The sequence below is a fragment of the Noviherbaspirillum sp. FW303-A3 genome, from assembly GCF_058788695.1.
In genome coordinates this window covers 5,470,469-5,488,524 of the sequence record NZ_JBYTAZ010000001.1, presented here as the reverse complement: position 1 = coordinate 5,488,524, position 18,056 = coordinate 5,470,469, and the positions used below count along the sequence as shown (strand labels likewise).

Genomic DNA, 18,056 nt, shown 5'->3' with positions numbered 1-18,056 from the left:
CTTGCGCGCGCCAATTCCTCGGTCAAAGCGGCATTGGCGGCCAGCGCTGCCTGGTGTCCGGTGCGCAGTTGCTTTTCCCGTTCAGCAGCCTCGCCCATCGCGATGCCATGTGCCTGCCGCGCCTGTTCGATCTGTTGACTGGCCTCGGCCTGCATGTGCTGGTGCAAGCCCTTTACGGCTTGCAGGAGGGGCGCCGGCAAGCCGGATTCGGCTTCGGCGATGGCATCCTGCTGTTCGGCTTTCCAGCGTTTTAGGAAAGGGGCGATGGTGCTCTTGCTGCCGGTGCTACCCAGCGCCTCGCGCACGCTGTCGACGGTGGGATTTTTGCCGTCTTGAAGCAGCGTTGCCGCCGCTTGGGCGACATGGGAATAGAGAATGCCGGCGCGTGCCATCAAGACCTCGAAATAAAGTTATGTATTACGTGTCACGTAATATTATCTTATATAACGATAAAGACAGTCTGAAAGTTTGAATTTAAAAGGCGCGATAAGAAGGATTATCGCAGGTTATGATGGCCGCTGCATGCTATGCTTAGTAACTCGCTGGTACAAATCTCGAATTTGAGCGACAAAATTGCATGACTGAAAATCCGCCTCTTCCCCCAAATTCATCTATCGAGGTAGCTCAGGAAATCGTTGTTCGTAACGCAGGTACAGTTATAGATGGCGATTTGACTGCACAGCACCGCGCGTTTCTAGCCGCCGCCACGGCCGAGAACACTCGCCGCGCCTACCGATCGGCGATTCGTCATTTCCATGCCTGGGGCGGTGTGCTGCCCTGCGATGAGCCGGCTTTGATCCGGTATCTACTGGCCTATGCGGCGTCGTTGAATCCCCGCACGCTGGCACTGCGGCTGACCGCGCTGTCGCAGTGGCACCTTCACCAAGGCTTTGCCGATCCGGCGTCGACGCCGACCGTGCGCAAAACACTGGCCGGCATAGAGCGCGTGCACGGAAAGCCGAAAAAGAAGGCCAAGGCGCTGCCGCTGGAAGATCTGGATCGTATCGCTGTGCATCTGGCTAGCCTCGACACCTTGAAAGCCAAGCGCGACAATGCCCTGCTGCAGGTCGGCTATTTCGGTGGATTTCGCCGCAGCGAAATAGTGGCTCTGGAAATCCCTCATATAGTGTGGGAGCCGGAAGGCATCGTCATCACGTTGCCGCGCTCGAAAACCGATCAGCAGGGTCGAGGCATCGTCAAGGCGATTCCCTACGGCAGCGGCCCTTGTTGCCCAGCCAGCGCGCTGCGCGCTTGGTTGGCAGCCGCCGGCATTACGTCCGGACCGCTATTCCGTCCGATCACTAAATGGGGCGAGCTCGGCCCCGAAGCATTGCACGAAGCGAGCGTCAACACCATACTGGCGACGTGCGCAACGCTGCTTCAACTAGACTATGCCCCGCAGCTCTCCAGTCATAGCCTGCGTCGTGGCATGGCCACCAGTGCGCACCGTGCCGGTGCAGACTTCCGTGATATCAAGCGGCAAGGCGGCTGGCGCCACGATGGCACTGTCCAGGGTTATATTGAGGAGGCGGGCCAGTTTGAAGAAAATGCAGCGCGCATTCTATTGCGACGCAAGCCATGAACCTATTGCGAATCCAGGGTGCGTTAGTTAGGGCGTTACGTTGATGGTCGACGGCGATTCACTTCAACCGAGATATGAACCAGTTCTTCGTGAATGCGCAGCTGCTGCCTGAAGTAGTCGGGTTCGACCTCATCCATGGTCGCTAGAGCAAGAATGCAGGCGTATTTGCCCTTGCCAACACGCCACACATGCAAATCACAGATATCGGCCTTGATTGGGCTGGCCTCAATTACCTCTCTGATTTCAGCCACGACAGGAGCATTCATCTCGGCATCGAGCAGCACACGTCCGGAGTCCCGCAGTAACCCATAGGCCCAAACCGCAACCAGTCCTGCGCCGACAATACCCATGAGGGGGTCCCTTTGATTTCCGTGCATTTTACGACGGTAGCCGCCCCTAGCATTCATGCGGGTTCCAGCCGATCGTCTCTCGCAAATCCTTTTTAAATCAGGCACTTGCTGTCTGGGTCTTTTACCTCGCCAATTCTCGCCCTGCGCACATCACGTTTCGGCACTTCTGGCCGTCGCCCCTCCGGTTTCTGCCGTCAGTTTTACCACGATAATAATTGTTATCGTCGGATCCAGGCATCCACATATCTAACGTTTATGGCTTACGTAACGTTATAAATGAATGTAAGATTAGCGCCGACTCCCCGCATCCGGAGCCCATCATGCCGCGCGCCGCCATCGCCACACCCGACCAAATCCGCTCCACGATCCTCGCCATGCTCGCCGAGGCGCACGACGCCGCGCCCGCAACGGGCGAGCGCTTCCGCCGCATCGTGTCAGTGCGCAAGCTCAAGGACCGCCTCGGCGGCGGTGACCCGGCCACGCTCGGCCGCGCGATCAACGCGGTCGAATCCGAAATCGTGACAGCCGGTTTGACCGACATCGCGCTGCCCGACATCCCGGCCGAGATCGCCGAGCAGATGCGTCAGCTCTGGCACGCCGCGGTAGCGGTCCAGCTTGACGACGTCGTCAAGCTCAAGGCCGAGGCCAGGCAGACCGTCGAAGCGGCGCAGGCGACCTTGACCGAATCGAGCTTGCGGGTCGACATGCTTCGCGAAGAACTGGACGCTGTGCGCGGCCTCCTGGCGGCGCGCGATGCCGACCTGGCGCAGGCGCGCACCGATTCGGCCGCCGCCAACATGCAGCTGGCATCGCTCCAGGAAAGCCAGGAGGCACTTCAGGCGGAATTACGGGCGGCGCGCCTGCACGCCGCCGCCCTGGCACAATCCCATACGGAAAGCCTGGCGTCCGCCCAGCAGCGTTACGACGGATTGTCCAAGCAATTGCTTCAAGAAACCGCGCAGCAGCGGCAAGCACTGCAGCAGGAACAAAGCCGCATCGCCTCACAGATGAAATTCGCCGAACGGCGCATCGCGACGCTGGAAGAAGCGGTCGCGCATGCCGAGGCTGACGCGGCGGCCGAGCGCGACAAGCGACAGGTGGCTGTCGGCGAAGCGAATGCGCTGAAAGCGATCAACGCCAGCCAGCGGGCGCAGCTCGATGAGCTGATGCGTGCCGCGATCGCCAAGACGCCGGTGCCGAAACAGCGCGCCGCCGCGCCGGCCGAGAAGCCCAGCGGCAAGCGTGCGGCGCCGCGACGCAAGGGAGGCTGACCATGCAGTGCTGGCTCGACCACGGCGTCACGCCGCCGGCACCATTGCCGGAGACCGTCGACGCCGCGCTCGCCTACCTGACCCATGTGCTCGGCCATGCCTGTTACGAACGGTGGACGCTGCCCCGGATCAAGCAAGTCTTCCCGTCGTTCGGCGAGGCGAAAGCCGCCAAGCCGGTCGTGTTCGAGCTGCTGCTCGACTATCCCGACGCCGTCGAGTGGTGGGAAGGCGGCCGGCTCCGCACAGCGGCTGCCGTCGACGCGCCGGAACCGGAGAATGTCCTGGAGCGATTGCTGCACGCGCACCGCCGGCGCTTCCGGCGCATGGACGGCTCGATGTCGGTACTGCAGAACGTCGATAGCGGGAACGCGTGCCTGGCCGCGATCGAGCCCCACCATACAGGTGCGCTGGTTGCATGGCTATTCCGGAGCGGCCGGTTCGTGAACCGTGACGCCGCGACGAACACGCTGGCGGTCTTCGACGACGCCCAGGCCGTCGCGCTGTTCCTGCGCGAGCTCGCGAACCGGTCGCGTCACACGCTGCGCGCGTACGCGGCCGATCTGCGCCGACTGATCGGATGGTGCCGCGACCGGCATCTCGGGCCACTGTCCGACCTCACGCGCAACGATCTACTTGCCTACCGCGATCACCTCCGCACGGCGCACGCCATTGTCACGCCAACCGGGCGGCAGCGCGCGACGGCGCCTGGCGAACGCACCTTGGCGCGGGCGCTGGCCGTGGTCGCGAGCCTGTACCAATACTGGTTCGAGACCGGCTACCTGATTGCGAACCCGGCCGCGGGTCTCGTGACCGGAACGCAGGCGCGGACCGGATTTTCACCGCAGCGTTTTCTGGCGCCGGCGGCGCTCGCCGCGTGCGATGCCTGGATGGCCGCGATGTCGTCCGGCGCAGATAACATTGCCTCATTGCGCCGGCGCGCCATCTGGGCGCTGTACCGTTATGGCGGCGTGCGCCTGGCGGAGCTGGCATGGTCGATCGACACCAATCTGCCGCGCGTCGAGGTCGAAGACGGCGGACAATGGACGTTGTATGTGCATGGCAAGGGCGACAAGCCTCGCGCCATTCCCTTGCCGGCCGTGGCAGTCGGGCCGCTGGCCGCCTATCGTCTGGCGCGCGGGCTGCCGGCGGATCCGGCCGCGCACGAGGTGCTGCCGCTGATCCACGGTTTCAAGGGCGGCTCGCTCCAGGAAGGCGGGCTGTACGCCGAGGTGAAGGCAATCTTCGCGGCGGTCGCCGCCGGCCTGCAGGCGGACCACCCGGCGCGAGCGGTGCTGCTGCGCGCCGCGTCGCCGCACTGGCTGCGCCACGCCTATGCCAAAGCGTTGGTGGTCGACCACCAGGTGCCTCTGCCGGTCGCGCAAGCCTTGCTCGGACACGCGTCGGTACAGACGACGGCCGCTTACGCGAAGACGGACCTGTCCCTGCTTCGGGCATTCGTGGAGGGGAGTTTTGCCGATGGAAGCAAATAGTGCCGCTCGCCTGTGATTTCAGGATTTCTCCAGCAAGCCACTGGATATTGGTTCGGACGGCAGCATCAGCTTCATTGACGGGAAAGGATGCTCGATTTCCTTATGATACTTAAGTATCGCGCTTTCATCGCACCTCAGGAACACGTCGCATTTGTTTTCGATGGCCAGCACGACGTGATGGGCATCGCTACGGTCCAGGTCAATATGCGGGATTTTCGGCTTATTTCGTGCAAGTCGAGCAAATGCCGTATAGGGAAAGCGAATGTTCCTGAAGCACAAAGCCGAGATCTTTCGCAATCTCTTCCTGACGGCGCTCGATCTCGTTATCGACGAATTCTTCCACTTTACCGCACGATGTGCAGATCAGGTGGTCGTGATGGTGCCCCTCATTCAGTTCGAATACCGCTGCGCCGGACTCGAAATGGCGACGACTGAGAATGCCCGCTTCGGCGAACTGCATCAATACGCGATAAATGGTGGCAAGTCCAACATCGATTTTTTCGTCCAGCAAGAAACGATAAATCTCTTCTGCAGACAGATGTTTGATTTGGCGTTCATGAAATAACTGCAAGATACGCAATCTTGGCAATGTCGCTTTCAGACCGGAGTCGCGTAGTTCTTTGGGTATGTCCATTTGCGCGCTCATCAAAACCGCTTTTGTTCCAAAGGGCTTCTTCTCATTTTTTCTTGTTACCAGCATCAGTTTATTGCGCCAGGACGGATAGTCCATTGTCAACGCCATCAGAGTGCATGTCGAATGGGGTGAAATGCAGTTCAACTCAACGACAAGTTTGGTTTTCAGAAATTCTTGCATCACCAATCACCAGTTACAGGCGCACATGGATAACTTCCCGCAAGTCTCGCAGCTATCGAAGCTTGAAGTTTAGATGAGAACAATTATTATTTGCAAATGATTCTCATTTGACTTATGATGGCGTCAATGGATGTCATGTCGAACAGGTAACAACCTGCTGTTTCAGTCATATATCCAGTAGTCCGTTCAGCCAGCCAGCTTTCCTGTCTTCGGAAAGCAGCCAGTCAATGATGCTTGCAAGGGTATGCACTACGCGTCCCGTGATCGGCTGGCAACACGCTCTTCCCGTTTGCCTCCGTCTGTTCCGTTGCTTCGTCCGGACTGATGGGTGCCGTCATGGTCGGCGTTTTCTTGCATTCGTCATGTTTACTGTGTCCTGACCGGGAGCCGTAATCGTCACGCCTATTCGTACTTCAAGAAAGCCAATCATGTTAGCGATGCCTCAGCCCGACTCCATAACTCGCCCTTCCATCTCTTCGCCTGATACCGGTGCCATGCTTCTCAAACCGCTGGCGTTTGCCATGCGCATGGCTTTCGCCGGCATGCTGGTGACCGGATTTGCTGCTCAAGCACAGACCAAGCAAGGGGAGCAACAGGCGGCGGTTGAAGACGCGCGAACACTCTCCGAGATCAAGGTGAGCGCCGAGCGGTCCGGCGGTCTTCCGCAGGCCTACGCCGGCGGCCAAGCTGCGCGCGGCGCACGGCTGGGGCTGCTCGGTAACGCGGACGCCATGAAGGCGCCGTTCAGCATCAGCAGCTATACCTCACAGATGATCCAGGACCAGCAGGCCGCCACTGTGGCGGATGTTGTGGCCAAGGATGCGTCAGTGCGCGCGACCGGCCAGACAGGCGGCATCCTTGACGCCTTCTTCATTCGCGGATTTCCGATTGGCGAAGGCAACCTGGGCGAAATCGCGTTTGACGGGCAATACGGCGTGGCGCCCAATTTCCGCGTGCTGTCCGATTATGTCGAGCGCGTCGAGGTGATCAAGGGGCCCGCGGCACTGCTGTACGGCATGTCCCCGAACAGCGGCATCGGCGGCGTCATCAACATTGTTCCCAAGCGCGCGTTGAATACCGACCTCACGCGGTTCACGGCCGATTATGCATCGAGCTCCCAGGGTGGCGGCCATCTCGATGTGAGCCGGCGCTTCGGCGCGGATCGCCAGTTCGGCGTGCGATTCAACGGCAGTCATCACCAGGGCGACACGCCGGTGGACAACCAGTCCCGGAAAGCGACCGTCGGCGCCGTGGCGCTCGACTACCAGGGCGAACGGCTGCGGGCATCGCTCGATGTGATCGATCAGCGGAGCGCTTCGATGCTCCCTCGCGCCCGTTTACCATTGCGGCGGGAGTCGCCGTGCCCGACGCGCCGGACGGCCGCCGCAATGTCTCCCAGGCATGGGAATGGGCGAAGATCGATGACCAGTCGGTCTTGCTGCGCGCCGAATATGACGTGAACGACAAGCTGACGCTGTTCGCCAACGCCGGCGGCAGTCAGACCGACGTTAACCGTCTTTTCGGAGGCCCGCAGATTCTGAATGCGGCCGGCGATGTACGCACGACCCCCGCTCACTTCATCTTCGACATCGAACGGTCGACCGCCGACGCCGGCCTGCGTACCCGCTTCGATACCGGGGCGGTACGCCATACCGTCACGCTGCAGGCAAGCACTTATCGCGATCAGCTGGATCGGGGTTCCAGAAACGGCACAGCGGTAACCTCCAACATCTATACGCCGGCGGCATATCCCAGCCAGGCTGTCGCGGCGCCGGCTCTGGTATCGAAAATCTCGGAAACGAAGCTTTCCGGTGTTGCGCTCGCCGATACCTTGTCCATGCTGAACGATCGCGTGCTGCTTTCCCTCGGAGCGCGTCACCAGCAGGTCGAGTCGGACAATTTCAATCCGACCACCGGCGCGGTCACTTCTTCCTACGACAAGAGCGCCGTCACCCCCCGGTCGGCCTGGTCTTCAAACCCTGGCAGAACGTCTCGCTCTACACCAACTACATCGAAGGGCTGAGCAAGGGCGATACCGCCCCGTCGACGGCGGCCAATGCGGGCGAGGTCTTCGCGCCGTACAAGGCCAAGCAGCACGAGATCGGCGTCAAGTTCGATCATGGCCGCGTGATGACCACGGTGAGCCTCTTCCAGATCGCCAAGCCCAGCGGACAGATGACCGGCAACGTCTTCGGCGTCGATGGCGAGCAGCGCAACCGCGGCCTGGAGATCAACGTGCTGGGTGAGGCAGCCCGCGGCGTCAGGCTGCTTGGCGGCGTGACGCTGATCGATGCGGAACTGACGAAGACCAACAGCGCCGCCACGCTCGGCAAGACACCGATCGGCGTGCCGTCGGTGCAAGCCAACGTTGGCGCCGAATGGGACACGCCTTGGGTAACCGGACTCACCTTGACCGGCGGCATTGCATACACCGGGAAGCAATACGTCAACCAGGCGAACACGGCACGCCTTCCCGCGTGGACCAAGGTTGATCTTGGCGCGCGTTATGCCACCAAGGTCGCCGGCAAATCCACGACCTTCCGGGCCAATCTCCTCAATGCATTTGACCGCGACTACTGGTCGGGCGTGGCATCGTGGGGCGGCTTCGTGCAGGGGGCGCCGCGTACCGTGCTGTTGTCCGCCTCGGTGGATTTCTGATCCCACCTGCAATCGCAATACTGGAAAAGGGAGGCGGCCTATGCGAAGCGACAAGCCATTGACCGAAACAGGCATGGGACGGATACAGATCCGGGAGCCGATGTCGCTCAAGCCCATACTCGACCGGTCGATCGCCGACCTTGTCCATTCCTCGCCGGAGACGCTGCTGGCCTTGGCCGACCGATATGGATCGCCGCTCAACATTGTCTGGCCGCATATCCTGAAGCAAAACGTGGAAGCGTTTCGTTCCGTATTGCGCGCGCATCAGGTGCGATTCGAGATCTTCTACGGCGCGAAGGTCAACAAGTCGCAGGCGCTGGTCAGCGCCGCCGTGGAATCCGGCATCGGCGTGGACGTGTCCAGCATCCATGAAATGAGGGATTCGCTGCGTGCCGGAGCGAATCCGGCAAGACTCTGCGCAACCGGCCCGGCGAAGACGGCGGCGTTCCATGCCGAACTGATCGCCAACGGCGCACTGATTTCGATCGATTCCGCCGAAGAGCTTGCGGAACTGGAAGAATCCGTCCGCAGGCTCGCACCGGATCGCCGGGCGCGGATTCTTCTCCGGTATCGTCCCGACGCCTCCCGCGCGAGCCGGTTCGGGATGGGGAGAGGATCTCATGCGATGCCTGCATCGCCTCGTTGAGGCGAGGAAGCAGTTTGCATTCGAGGGATTCCATTTCCATCTCGGCGGCTATGCGCATGAAACGCGGGCACAGGCGCTGCGCGAACTTGTCCGTTATATCGATGCGGCGCGCGGCTTGGGCCTCGGCCCGCGGATGATCGACATCGGCGGCGGACTGCCGATCCGGTATGTGGACAGCGACGAGTACGAGGCGTTCCTGCAATACCCGTGCAAGGAGCATTACCGCAACGGCAAGGTACCCGAATCCTTCTATCCCTATGGCGGACGCATCGGCGCCTGCGAATGGCTGGACCGCCTGCTGAAGTCGCCGTGCGCGGATGGCCAGTCGGTCGCCGAATATCTGAACGCGATGGATCTCACTCTGGCGCTCGAACCGGGGCGCAGCCTCGCCGACCAGGCCGCCATTTCCGTATTCAAGGTTACCCGCGTGAAGCCGCTGGCAGCGGGAAACCATGTGATTTTCGTCGAAGGAAGCAGCTTCAGCGCGTGCGAAACCTGGTTCGCCTCCGAATTCCTGGTCGACCCGATACTCGTGGCGACAGAGAAATCCGGCGACAACGGTGCAGCGCCAGGTCAGGCCTATATCGCGGGGCACAGCTGCCTCGACGACGACGTCATCACCAATCGGCTGATCGGCTTCGACAGGATGCCGGAGGCCGGCGACCTGCTCGTGTATGCCAACACGGCCGGTTACCAGATGGACTTGCTGGAGAACGAATTTCACCGTCATCCGATGCCGCGGAGGATTGCCGCCGCTTACGACGCAGCTGGAAAGATGACTATTTCACCTGACGATAGTACGGAGAATTGAGATGATTCTGAACAAAGTGACTGATTTGATCGGCAATACCCCTATCCTGAGCATTCCGATTCCTGCAAAGAACTCCAGGTTGCTGCTCAAGATCGAGAAAAACAATCCGGGTGGCAGCATCAAGGACAGGATGGCTCGCAACATGGTCATTGCGGCGCTCAAATCCGGGCGCCTCAAACCGGGTGGCGTGATTGTCGAGTCGTCTTCCGGCAATACCGGGATCGGCCTTGCCATCACGGCCATCGAATTCGGCCTGCGCTTCATCGCGGTGGTCGACCACCATGCGGCCCAGGACAAGATCGCCGTGATGCGCGCACTCGGCGCGGAGATCCGTTACGTCGCAGGAGACTATCGGGAGGACGAAGTTGCCGTCGTCGAACGCCAGCGCATGGCCGCCGAACTGGCCAGCCAGATTCCGGGCGCCGTGTTCATGAACCAGTCGGACAATATCGCCAATGCCGGCGGATATTTCGATTTTGTACGGGAAGTCATCGAGCAGATCGGCGGCCCCGTGGATGCCTATGTCGGTTGCGTCGGAACGGGCGGATCGATGACAGGGATCGCACGCGGACTGAAGCTGCATAATCCCCACACCAAGACAATCGCTGTCGAGCCGGACGGCTCGATCGTGTTCGGCCAGCCGGGCCGCCCCTATTATCAATCGGGAACCGGCACGCCCAAGGGCGATACCGTCGGACTGGTGCTCGACTACAGTTGCATCGACATGGGGGTGCAGGTCACCGATTCGCAGGCCTTCGAGACAGCCCGGTATGTCGCCAAACACACCGGGCTGCTCGTGGGCGGTTCGACGGGTGGCGTCATCTACAAGGCGCTGGAATTCATTCACAGCGGACTGATTGGCGGCAATGTTGTGGCCGCGGTGGCGGATGGCGGAGAAAAATATCTCCACACCGTGTTCAATGAGGACTGGCTGAAAGAGCGCAACCTGCTGGATCCGGGTATCTGGGAGAGTCTCGACGCCTGGCTATCCCAGGAAAGCGTGAGCGAACCAGCGCCGCGCGCGGTCCCACGTCTGAGCGTGGCATGACTCCGGAAAGGGATTGCAGGATGAAGCCGTTGAACGTGGTCGTTTGCGGCGGGGGCAGAACCGGGCACCTGAATGCCGTGCTGTTCAAGCAGCTTCCCGGCGTGCGCGTATCCCTGCTCACGAGCCGTCAGGACGTGATTGACCGGCATTGCCGTGACGAAGGCCTTGTCACGGCAATCCTGCCAGACGGGAAAACGCTCGACGCCCGCCTGGATGCCGTCGCGCGTGAACCGGAAGGCATCATGGCGGACGCGGATGTTGTCGTCATCACGGTGCCGGCGCAGGCGCGGCCGGACCTGCTGCAGTCGATCGCATCCAGCCTGCCGTCGCACAAGCCCGTCTATGTGGGAGCGATTCCCGGCTTCTGCGGCTTCGACTGGCTGGCGGAGAAGGCCCTGGCCGAGCGGCCCAATGCCGTCATCTGGGGCATGAAGGACGTGCCCCATACTGCCTACGACCTGACGCCTGGCGTGTCGGTCAAGATGGGCGGGGCAAAGAGCACGCTTTACATCGGGACGCATGTGCGCGAGACCGAAGCGGCGCGCCAAACCCTCCTGGCACATTTGCAGCGGCTGTACGAATCTCCCGTCGAGCTGCTGAACCACTACTTGGAAATCACCCTCACGCCCGGCAACCCGATCATGCACCCCTCGGTGGTATACGGGCTGGTCGGGCCATACGGCCAGTGGCACAACAAGACGTTTTCGTCGCCCATCTGCTGGTGGACCGATTGCCCCGAATTGGGCGCGTACTTCCTGGAACGCAGCGACGAAGAGAGCCAGCTTCTTTGCAAGGCCATCGAGCAGCGCCTGGGCGTGGACCTGTCTTCGGTGAAGCCGTTGAAGCAGGAAATCATCGAGGCCTACGAAGACCAGATACGCGATCACGGCACGATGCTGTCGGTATTGCGAACCAACCGGGCCTATGACGAGATCCAGGCGCCGCTGGTGCCTGCGGACGGCAATGCCGGCTACGTCATCGACAAGGAAAGCCGCGCATTCCATGAGGACGTGGCCTACGGTCTCGCGCTGCTCGTCAAGATGGCGAAGCGGCTGAATCTGAATGTCCCGCATATCGAAGAAATATTCAACTGGAATGTCGCCTACATGGGTGGTCTGCGCGGGTCCGCGCTCGACTACTTTCCCGAAACCTGGCCAGCCTGACACCTCTATCCTATGAAAACCAATCCGATTTTGTTGCAACCCGACAGCGCTTTCTATGTGGAGCGCAAGAATGACGCGCTGGCATTCGCACACCGCAATGCCTTGCGGCGCGTCGTCCGCTGCCTGTTCGCCGAGAAAATCCTCGACAAGAGCCTGCTCATATTCGCTCCTCAGGGATGCTGTGCATGGTTTCCACTCTGGCACAAGCACGCGCTCGTTTTCTTCGAAGACCTGTGGGCGGCGCCTGCGGATACCTTCATCAACCGTGGAGCCATCACCCTCATCGAATCCAGCGGTGCGCGCACTGCCATCGACACGTCCGATCAACTGATCGATCTGCTGCGCCCCTGCTTCGATTTTTCCCTCAGCGAAGAAGGCGTTGCCGGCCTGAAGGCGGATATCGAGAACAGTATCGCCAACGATGCGCTTGCCCGTATCCACCGGGATGCGTGGGCTGCGGACCTGAACAAACTCATCGATTCCGCCGGTGCCGGCGGCCTTGCGGATTACCTGCACAAGCACGCCACCATCAAGGACGCCGCGATGCTGCTGGACCAATGGGGTTCGCTCGAAGGCCACCCGTTCTACCCGACCTGGAAATCCAAGCCGGACCTGAGCCCCGAGGAAGTGGCCCTGCTGTCGCCGGAGTTCAATGCGAAGGTCCGGGTACGCATCGCGTCCTTGCGTGCGGACATGGCCTATATCGAACGCATGCCCCACGTACACAGTTACCAGGACTGGTTCGCCGACAACTTTCCCGACTTGTGGAACAGCTGGAAAGACGGATTGAACGCGAAACGGTTGAATGAACGGGACTGGCTTCCGCTGCCTATCCATTCCTGGCACCTCGAAAATTATGTGGGGAAGGAGTATGCCGCAGAGATTGAGGAGGGCATTTTGATCCTGGATGGCCCGGACGTCGAGACGCTGCCGACCATGTCGTTCCGGACCATGATGCCGCAGGAGCCTGAAGCCGCCCCGTTCATCAAACTGCCCATTGCGTTGTGGCTCACGAGCGAACAGCGCAGCCTGCAGGCGAAATCGATCCATATGGGGCCGCGCATCAGCACGGTGATCAAAAGCATTCTTGCCGCCGACAAGGAACTCGGCAAGGCGCTCGACATCTTCCCGGAAGAAGTGGCATTCCACTACAAGCATGCGGTGAAGCAGGAAGACCGGCCCGGGCGCCATTTGTCGGTCGCGTATCGCGCGAGCCGGGATGCCTTCGAGCGGACCGATGGCCTTCTTCCAGTCACGGTCGCTGCGTTATTCACCGGTTCGCCTGCGAACGGCAGGCCGCTCGTAACGGAACTGATCGAGCGCAATGGGACTCGTCCTGCTCCGGAAGTGGTGGAAACCTGGTTCAAGCAGTATGCGCGAGCAGTTACGCGTCCAGTGATCGCCATCTATCTGCTCTACGGAATCGGACTTGAAGCGCATCAGCAGAACACTTCCGTGCTGTTCGCCGCAGATGGGACGCCAAGAAGCCTTCTGATACGGGATTTCGGGGATGGCCGCACCTATGCGCCTCTGCTTTCCGAGCGTGGATACGGGCTCGAGCCCTATGTCCATCCAGGAATTCTCCCTACCGTCTTCACCGACGATATCGAACCGGTTCGCACTTTCGTGCTGGATGCCTGCTTCGTCTGTCACCTGCACGAACTGGCGATGCTGCTGACGCGCGAGTATGAACTCGGCTCGGCTCGCCTGTGGGAAATCCTGCGTGAAGAGACGGCGGGTGCCTTCGACGTGCTGGCACCGCGGGTATCCCAGGCGCTATGGGCAACGGAGCGAGAGGCGTTTCTCGAGCAGCCCTGGCCGACGCGCTCGGTACTGCGAATGCATCTGCTCAAGTACTCCAATTACCGTCTGCAGCATGATCTGCCCAACCCGCTGGTATCGGCGGACGGCGGGATCTGACCGATGTCGAACGCCGCCATAGCGCCGAGCCAAGCGTCGCGTCTGATTCACGTTCTCTTCGTGATTCAGCTCACTTCCATGGGCGCCATGGAAATGAGCGGCCCCTTCTGGCCCCTTCATTTGAAGTCGCTCGACGCCTCTGAGCTCTTGTTAGGTTTTGCCGGCATTGCAGTCTACGTGGGGCCGATGCTCGGCATCGTGTTGACCGGCGCATTCTGGGGGAGGATCGGCGACCGGTTCGGGCACAAGCCGATGATGATCCGGGCCTTGCTCGGCTTGTCCCTGACCCAATTGGCATTGGCCTACACGAGCGATATCTGGATGATCCTCGCGCTGCGCTTCGTCCAGGGCGCCTGCGCAGGATACATCGCCCCTGCGCAAGCCTATGGAGTCACCATCGAATCGCCGTCGCGCCGGGCCCGCCTGTTCGCCTACCTGCAGGTATCGACCAATGTCGGATCACTCGCCGGTGCGGTCGTCGGCGGCCTGATTCTCGATTACACGACCTTTTTCTGGATCAATGCTGCTGCATCGGCCCTGTGCGCCTTGTGTGCCTTGGCCGCGTGGCTGATATTGCCGAACGTACCACCGGCAGCGAAGGCAGCACCAGCAGCCGCGCAAACGGCCGTCGGTCCGGCGGACGCCGGCGCGCTGCTCACCTGGCGCTCGCCGCCCATTCTTGGCCTGCTTGGCGTCATCGGCATACTGCTCGTGAGCCGTATGATTACCCAGACCCCGTTCTCCCTGTATGTCCGCTCGATCTTTGATGTGAGCAACTGGGTGGTGGGCTTGTGCTACGGCTTGCTCGCGCTGGGCTTCATTCTGTCGGCGGCGATGTGGGCGAAGCATTTCGAGAAGAAATCCCTGTCCGAGACGATCCGCTGGATCGCTTGCATCGCCGGCGCTTGCGCAGGCTTGACGGCGGTCGCTGGCGCCACGCGCAATATCGGCGTATTTATCGGCGTGCATTTCGCCTGGGGCATCCTGCTGGGAGCGACCACGCCGGTATTGATGTCGCAGATATCCAGGGTGGCTGGCAGCCTGCGGCAGGGCTATATCCTCGGCGTCGCGTACAGCACATCGCAATTATCATCGATCGGCGGCATTGTGCTGGGTGGCTGGCTGAGTCAGGCCGTCGGGCTGGAATACACCTACTTCTTCGTTGCGTTTTTCTACGCCATGGCCGCGGTTGCCGCGCTGGCCATGAGACGGGGACACGCTGTGATTCAACCCGCCGGCATGACGCGGCAGTAATCCTTTTCATTCGCAAGAGTCTTTATCATGGCATTTCAACGTCGCTGGGCCGTAGCCCTCATTCTCCTCGTACCGGTCTGTCTTCTCGCCGGATTCTTCTTCTTTTTTAATCCGGCAAAGGGAGGTGAGGCCGTTGCCGACGCCGCACCCGGCACGGTCACGGTAACCGATCTTCTCGGGCGGCAGGTGCAGGTCCGCGTGCCCGTACAACGCGTTATCCTGGGAGAGGGGCGCCAGCTGTATCTGGTTGCGGCGCTGGATACGGATAATCCGATCCAACGCATCGTCGGCTGGCGCAAGGACCTGATCCAGGCCGATCCGGATACCTACGCGTTGTATCTGCAAAAGTTTCCAAAGATCGCCGACATTCCCACCTTCGGCGGCTTTGAAGACGGCACGGTCGATATCGAACAGACGATTGCGCAAAGGCCCGATGTCGTTTTCCTGAACATCGAGGCCGAACGCGCCAGCCAGGACGCGCGTACCATCGAGAAGCTCGGCGCACTGGGTATCCCGGTGGTCTACATCGATTTCCGCCACTATCCGATCGAAAACACCGAGCCGACCATGCGGCTGTTTGGCAAACTGTTCGGAAAGGAGCAGCGCGCCGAGGAGTTCATTGCCTTCCGCGCTAGGCAGATTCAACGCGTCACCGACGTCATCCAGGCCCGCCAGCCGACACGCCCGAAGGTATTCATCGAACGGATTGGCGGATATACCCAGGACTGCTGCCTGAGCTTTGGACATGAAAACTTCGGCAAGTTCGTCGAGATGGCCGGCGGCGTGAACATCGCCAAGGACGTCATTCGCGGCACGTTCGGTCAGTTGAATCCGGAACAGGTCGTGGCGGTCAATCCCGACCAGGTGGTGGTCACCAGCGCCAACTGGGAAGCGTATGTGCCGGGCGGAAGCTGGGTAGGAGTCGGACCGGGTGCAGACCTGACGGAAGCGGCGCGAAAACTCGAAACCTACACAAAGCGGCCGGCTTATGCGGGTATCAAGGCGAACCGGAATCAGGAATTTCACGCGATCTGGCACCAGTTCTACAACAGTCCTTACCAGTTCGTCGCGATCCAGCAGTTTGCAAAATGGTTCCATCCGACGCTCTTCCCCGACCTCGACCCGGATGCAACCTTCCGCGAACTGCATCAGCGCTTTCTGCCCTTTGAACACAGGCCCGGTTACTTCGTGAGCTTGAAAAACAAGATGGAGGCCCACCAATGAGCGCGGTCTGTTTGACGGAAAGCGGGCAGCGCACCGTCTATCGGGCAATCGTCAGGCGCAAGCGGCTGCTGATTGCGGCGTTCATCGTTCTGCTGCTGTTGAGCCTCCTGCTCGACTTGGCGCTCGGACCAGCACGGTACAGCCTCGACGAAGTCGTGCGCGCCTTGTTTCTTCCCGACAGCACTTCCTTGCAGGTAAGGGTCGTGATGTGGGAGATCCGCATGCCCGTCGCCCTGATGGCGATCGTCGTTGGCGCTGCGCTGTCGCTCGCCGGCGCCCAGATGCAAACGATACTGAACAATCCGCTGGCAAGTCCTTTCACGCTGGGCATTTCAGCCGCCGCAAGTTTCGGCGCTGCAATGGGACTCGCTTTCGGGGTCAAGCTTTTCCCGGTGGCGACTGAATACCTCGTCCCGCTCAATGCATTTGCGATGGCAATGTTGTCCGCCTTGTTGATCCATCTGCTCTCGATGCGCCGTGGCGTGACCGCCGAAACGGTCGTGCTGCTGGGGATTGCCCTGGTGTTTACCTTCAATGCCCTGCTTGCACTCGTCCAGTACTTTGCGACTGAACAGGCAGTTGCCGCTGTCGTGTTCTGGACCATGGGTAGCCTGACCAAGGCCACATGGCCGAAGCTGGCCGTGACCTGTCTCGTCATTGCGGTCACGCTGCCGATCTTTGCACGCCGGGCTTGGGCATTGACTGCGCTGCGCTTGGGAGACGACAAGGCTGCCAGTTTCGGGGTCGATGTGCCGCGCCTTCGGTTCCAGACCCTGGTAATGGTCAGCCTGTTGGCCGCGATTCCGGTTGCTTTCGTTGGCACGATCGGTTTCGTCGGTCTCGTGGGGCCGCATATTGCCCGCATGCTGATCGGGGAAGACCAGCGCTTTTTCCTGCCTGCTTCGTTGCTGACTGGAGCGCTTGTACTTTCGCTGAGCTCAGTGGTGAGTAAAACCCTGATGCCAGGCGCCATCTTCCCGATCGGGGTGGTAACGTCGCTCATCGGTGTGCCGTTCTTCATTTCGCTCATTCTTGGCAGCAAGAGGAACGCATGGTGAGACTACGACTGGAAAATATCGGTGCGCTTTACGGGCGACACTTGGTCATTTCCGGAATCAATACCCCCGCATTCCACGGCGGGGAGGTTGTTTCGGTCATCGGCCCCAATGCAGCGGGGAAGTCGACATTGTTCAAGCGCTTGGCCGGACTGCTTAAAGGGCCGGGTAACATTCATCTCGAAGGCTCTCGCAAGGGGCTCGACGGGATCTGCTACATGCCGCAGGAAATCAACGCCAATGCGAGACTGACGGTCTACGAATCTGTCCTTTTGGCACGCAAGCAGCAGACGCCAAGCTGGGCGGTGCATGACGACGATCTGAAGGTAATTGATGCCACCATGGCATCACTCGGTATCGCCGACCTTGCGTTTCGCAACCTGGGCGAACTGAGCGGAGGACAGCGTCAACTGGTGTCGATCGCGCAGACACTTGCGCGCGAACCGGAAATCCTGCTCATGGACGAACCCACCAGTGCGCTCGATTTGCACCGGCAGATCCAGGTGCTCGATTTCATGCGGCGCTTGGCCAGGGAGAAGGGGATGCTTGTGTTCATCGCCATCCACGATCTCAACCAAGCGTTGCGATTTTCCGACCAGACGCTCGTGATCGCGAGCGGCACTGCAAGGGCGAGCGGCCTAGCCCGCGAGGTTATCACGGAGAGAATGCTGCGCGAAGTGTACAGAATCGATGCCCGCATCGAGTGCTGCTCGATGGGGGTTGGGCACGTGATTGTCGACGGCGTTGTTTGAATTTCAGATCGAGGAACG

14 protein-coding genes and 2 pseudogenes are annotated in these 18,056 nt (G+C 60.7%); 13 read left to right on the top strand and 3 right to left on the bottom strand.

All coding sequences use genetic code 11. The features are described 5' to 3' along the window. Positions 1 to 392, bottom strand: a 392-nt coding sequence (locus tag AC3WOY_RS26050; protein ID WP_492429105.1) for a DNA-binding protein, incomplete at its 3' end; no start/stop codon positions are given. Positions 393 to 577: 185 nt separating this feature from the next. Here AC3WOY_RS26050 and AC3WOY_RS26045 point away from each other — a divergent pair. Further along, entirely contained in the window at positions 578 to 1,582 is a 1,005-nt protein-coding gene (locus AC3WOY_RS26045) for a site-specific integrase (protein WP_492420140.1), read from the top strand. Positions 1,583 to 1,617: 35 nt separating this feature from the next. Here AC3WOY_RS26045 and AC3WOY_RS26040 read toward each other — a convergent pair. Then, positions 1,618 to 1,941 (bottom strand): annotated as a pseudogene (locus tag AC3WOY_RS26040) (cation transporter); the annotation flags it as partial. A 311-nt stretch (positions 1,942 to 2,252) separates the two neighbouring features. On the opposite strand from AC3WOY_RS26040, the gene AC3WOY_RS26035 reads away from it, so the two are divergent. Both AC3WOY_RS26035 and AC3WOY_RS26030 read left to right on the top strand, forming a co-directional pair. Next, positions 2,253 to 3,203 (top strand): DNA-binding protein, encoded by a 951-nt coding sequence (locus AC3WOY_RS26035; RefSeq protein WP_492420139.1) that lies wholly within the window; start codon positions 2,253 to 2,255, stop codon positions 3,201 to 3,203. A gap of 2 nt (positions 3,204 to 3,205) precedes the next feature. Further along, a complete protein-coding gene (locus AC3WOY_RS26030) occupies positions 3,206 to 4,693 on the top strand; it encodes a tyrosine-type recombinase/integrase (protein ID WP_492420137.1) in 1,488 nt (495 codons plus the stop codon). Positions 4,694 to 4,913: 220 nt separating this feature from the next. Here AC3WOY_RS26030 and fur read toward each other — a convergent pair whose 3' ends face one another. Next, a complete protein-coding gene (gene fur / locus AC3WOY_RS26025; RefSeq protein ID WP_492429111.1) occupies positions 4,914 to 5,327 on the bottom strand; it encodes a ferric iron uptake transcriptional regulator in 414 nt (137 codons plus the stop codon). Positions 5,328 to 5,932: 605 nt separating this feature from the next. Here fur and AC3WOY_RS26020 point away from each other — a divergent pair. From AC3WOY_RS26020 to AC3WOY_RS25975, 10 genes and pseudogenes are all read left to right on the top strand, one after another. Beyond that, a pseudogene (locus tag AC3WOY_RS26020) lies at positions 5,933 to 8,165 on the top strand (TonB-dependent receptor). A gap of 40 nt (positions 8,166 to 8,205) precedes the next feature. Beyond that, positions 8,206 to 8,811, top strand: coding sequence for a hypothetical protein (locus AC3WOY_RS26015; protein ID WP_492429103.1), 606 nt, complete (start codon positions 8,206 to 8,208; stop codon positions 8,809 to 8,811). Beyond that, positions 8,786 to 9,622, top strand: coding sequence for a type III PLP-dependent enzyme domain-containing protein (locus AC3WOY_RS26010; protein ID WP_492429101.1), 837 nt, complete (start codon positions 8,786 to 8,788; stop codon positions 9,620 to 9,622). The genes AC3WOY_RS26015 and AC3WOY_RS26010 overlap by 26 nt, the downstream gene beginning before the upstream one ends. A 1-nt stretch (position 9,623) precedes the next feature. Beyond that, positions 9,624 to 10,670, top strand: coding sequence for a PLP-dependent cysteine synthase family protein (locus AC3WOY_RS26005; RefSeq protein WP_492420131.1), 1,047 nt, complete (start codon positions 9,624 to 9,626; stop codon positions 10,668 to 10,670). A gap of 20 nt (positions 10,671 to 10,690) precedes the next feature. Then, positions 10,691 to 11,833 (top strand): NAD/NADP octopine/nopaline dehydrogenase family protein, encoded by a 1,143-nt coding sequence (locus AC3WOY_RS26000; RefSeq protein ID WP_492420129.1) that lies wholly within the window; start codon positions 10,691 to 10,693, stop codon positions 11,831 to 11,833. Between the two features lie 12 nt (positions 11,834 to 11,845). Beyond that, entirely contained in the window at positions 11,846 to 13,753 is a 1,908-nt protein-coding gene (locus tag AC3WOY_RS25995; protein WP_492420127.1) for an IucA/IucC family protein, read from the top strand. 60 nt (positions 13,754 to 13,813) lie between these two features. Continuing rightward, the gene (locus AC3WOY_RS25990) at positions 13,814 to 15,007 is read left to right on the top strand and encodes an MFS transporter (protein ID WP_492420125.1); all 1,194 of its coding nucleotides are present in this window, start codon (positions 13,814 to 13,816) and stop codon (positions 15,005 to 15,007) included. Positions 15,008 to 15,034: 27 nt separating this feature from the next. Further along, on the top strand, positions 15,035 to 16,231 hold the full coding sequence (locus AC3WOY_RS25985) for an ABC transporter substrate-binding protein (RefSeq protein ID WP_492420123.1): 1,197 nt from the start codon (positions 15,035 to 15,037) through the stop codon (positions 16,229 to 16,231). Beyond that, positions 16,228 to 17,289: a FecCD family ABC transporter permease gene (locus AC3WOY_RS25980; protein WP_492420121.1), complete on the top strand. Its 1,062-nt coding sequence runs from the start codon at positions 16,228 to 16,230 to the stop codon at positions 17,287 to 17,289. Before AC3WOY_RS25985 ends, AC3WOY_RS25980 begins: the two co-directional genes overlap by 4 nt. Beyond that, positions 17,283 to 18,038 (top strand): ABC transporter ATP-binding protein, encoded by a 756-nt coding sequence (locus AC3WOY_RS25975; RefSeq protein ID WP_492420119.1) that lies wholly within the window; start codon positions 17,283 to 17,285, stop codon positions 18,036 to 18,038. The genes AC3WOY_RS25980 and AC3WOY_RS25975 overlap by 7 nt, the downstream gene beginning before the upstream one ends. Positions 18,039 to 18,056: the final 18 nt, after the last annotated feature.

Bases quoted from the DNA above. Each gene is read 5' to 3' on its own strand.
- AC3WOY_RS26045 (WP_492420140.1), top strand. From the start codon at position 578: ATGACTGAAAATCCGCCTCTTCCCCCAAATTCATCTATCGAGGTAGCT.
- AC3WOY_RS26035 (WP_492420139.1), top strand. From the start codon at position 2,253: ATGCCGCGCGCCGCCATCGCCACACCCGACCAAATCCGCTCCACGATC.
- AC3WOY_RS26030 (WP_492420137.1), top strand. From the start codon at position 3,206: ATGCAGTGCTGGCTCGACCACGGCGTCACGCCGCCGGCACCATTGCCG.
- fur (WP_492429111.1), bottom strand. From the start codon at position 5,327: ATGGACATACCCAAAGAACTACGCGACTCCGGTCTGAAAGCGACATTG.
- AC3WOY_RS26015 (WP_492429103.1), top strand. From the start codon at position 8,206: ATGCGAAGCGACAAGCCATTGACCGAAACAGGCATGGGACGGATACAG.
- AC3WOY_RS26010 (WP_492429101.1), top strand. From the start codon at position 8,786: ATGCGATGCCTGCATCGCCTCGTTGAGGCGAGGAAGCAGTTTGCATTC.
- AC3WOY_RS26005 (WP_492420131.1), top strand. From the start codon at position 9,624: ATGATTCTGAACAAAGTGACTGATTTGATCGGCAATACCCCTATCCTG.
- AC3WOY_RS26000 (WP_492420129.1), top strand. From the start codon at position 10,691: ATGAAGCCGTTGAACGTGGTCGTTTGCGGCGGGGGCAGAACCGGGCAC.
- AC3WOY_RS25995 (WP_492420127.1), top strand. From the start codon at position 11,846: ATGAAAACCAATCCGATTTTGTTGCAACCCGACAGCGCTTTCTATGTG.
- AC3WOY_RS25985 (WP_492420123.1), top strand. From the start codon at position 15,035: ATGGCATTTCAACGTCGCTGGGCCGTAGCCCTCATTCTCCTCGTACCG.
- AC3WOY_RS25980 (WP_492420121.1), top strand. From the start codon at position 16,228: ATGAGCGCGGTCTGTTTGACGGAAAGCGGGCAGCGCACCGTCTATCGG.
- AC3WOY_RS25975 (WP_492420119.1), top strand. From the start codon at position 17,283: ATGGTGAGACTACGACTGGAAAATATCGGTGCGCTTTACGGGCGACAC.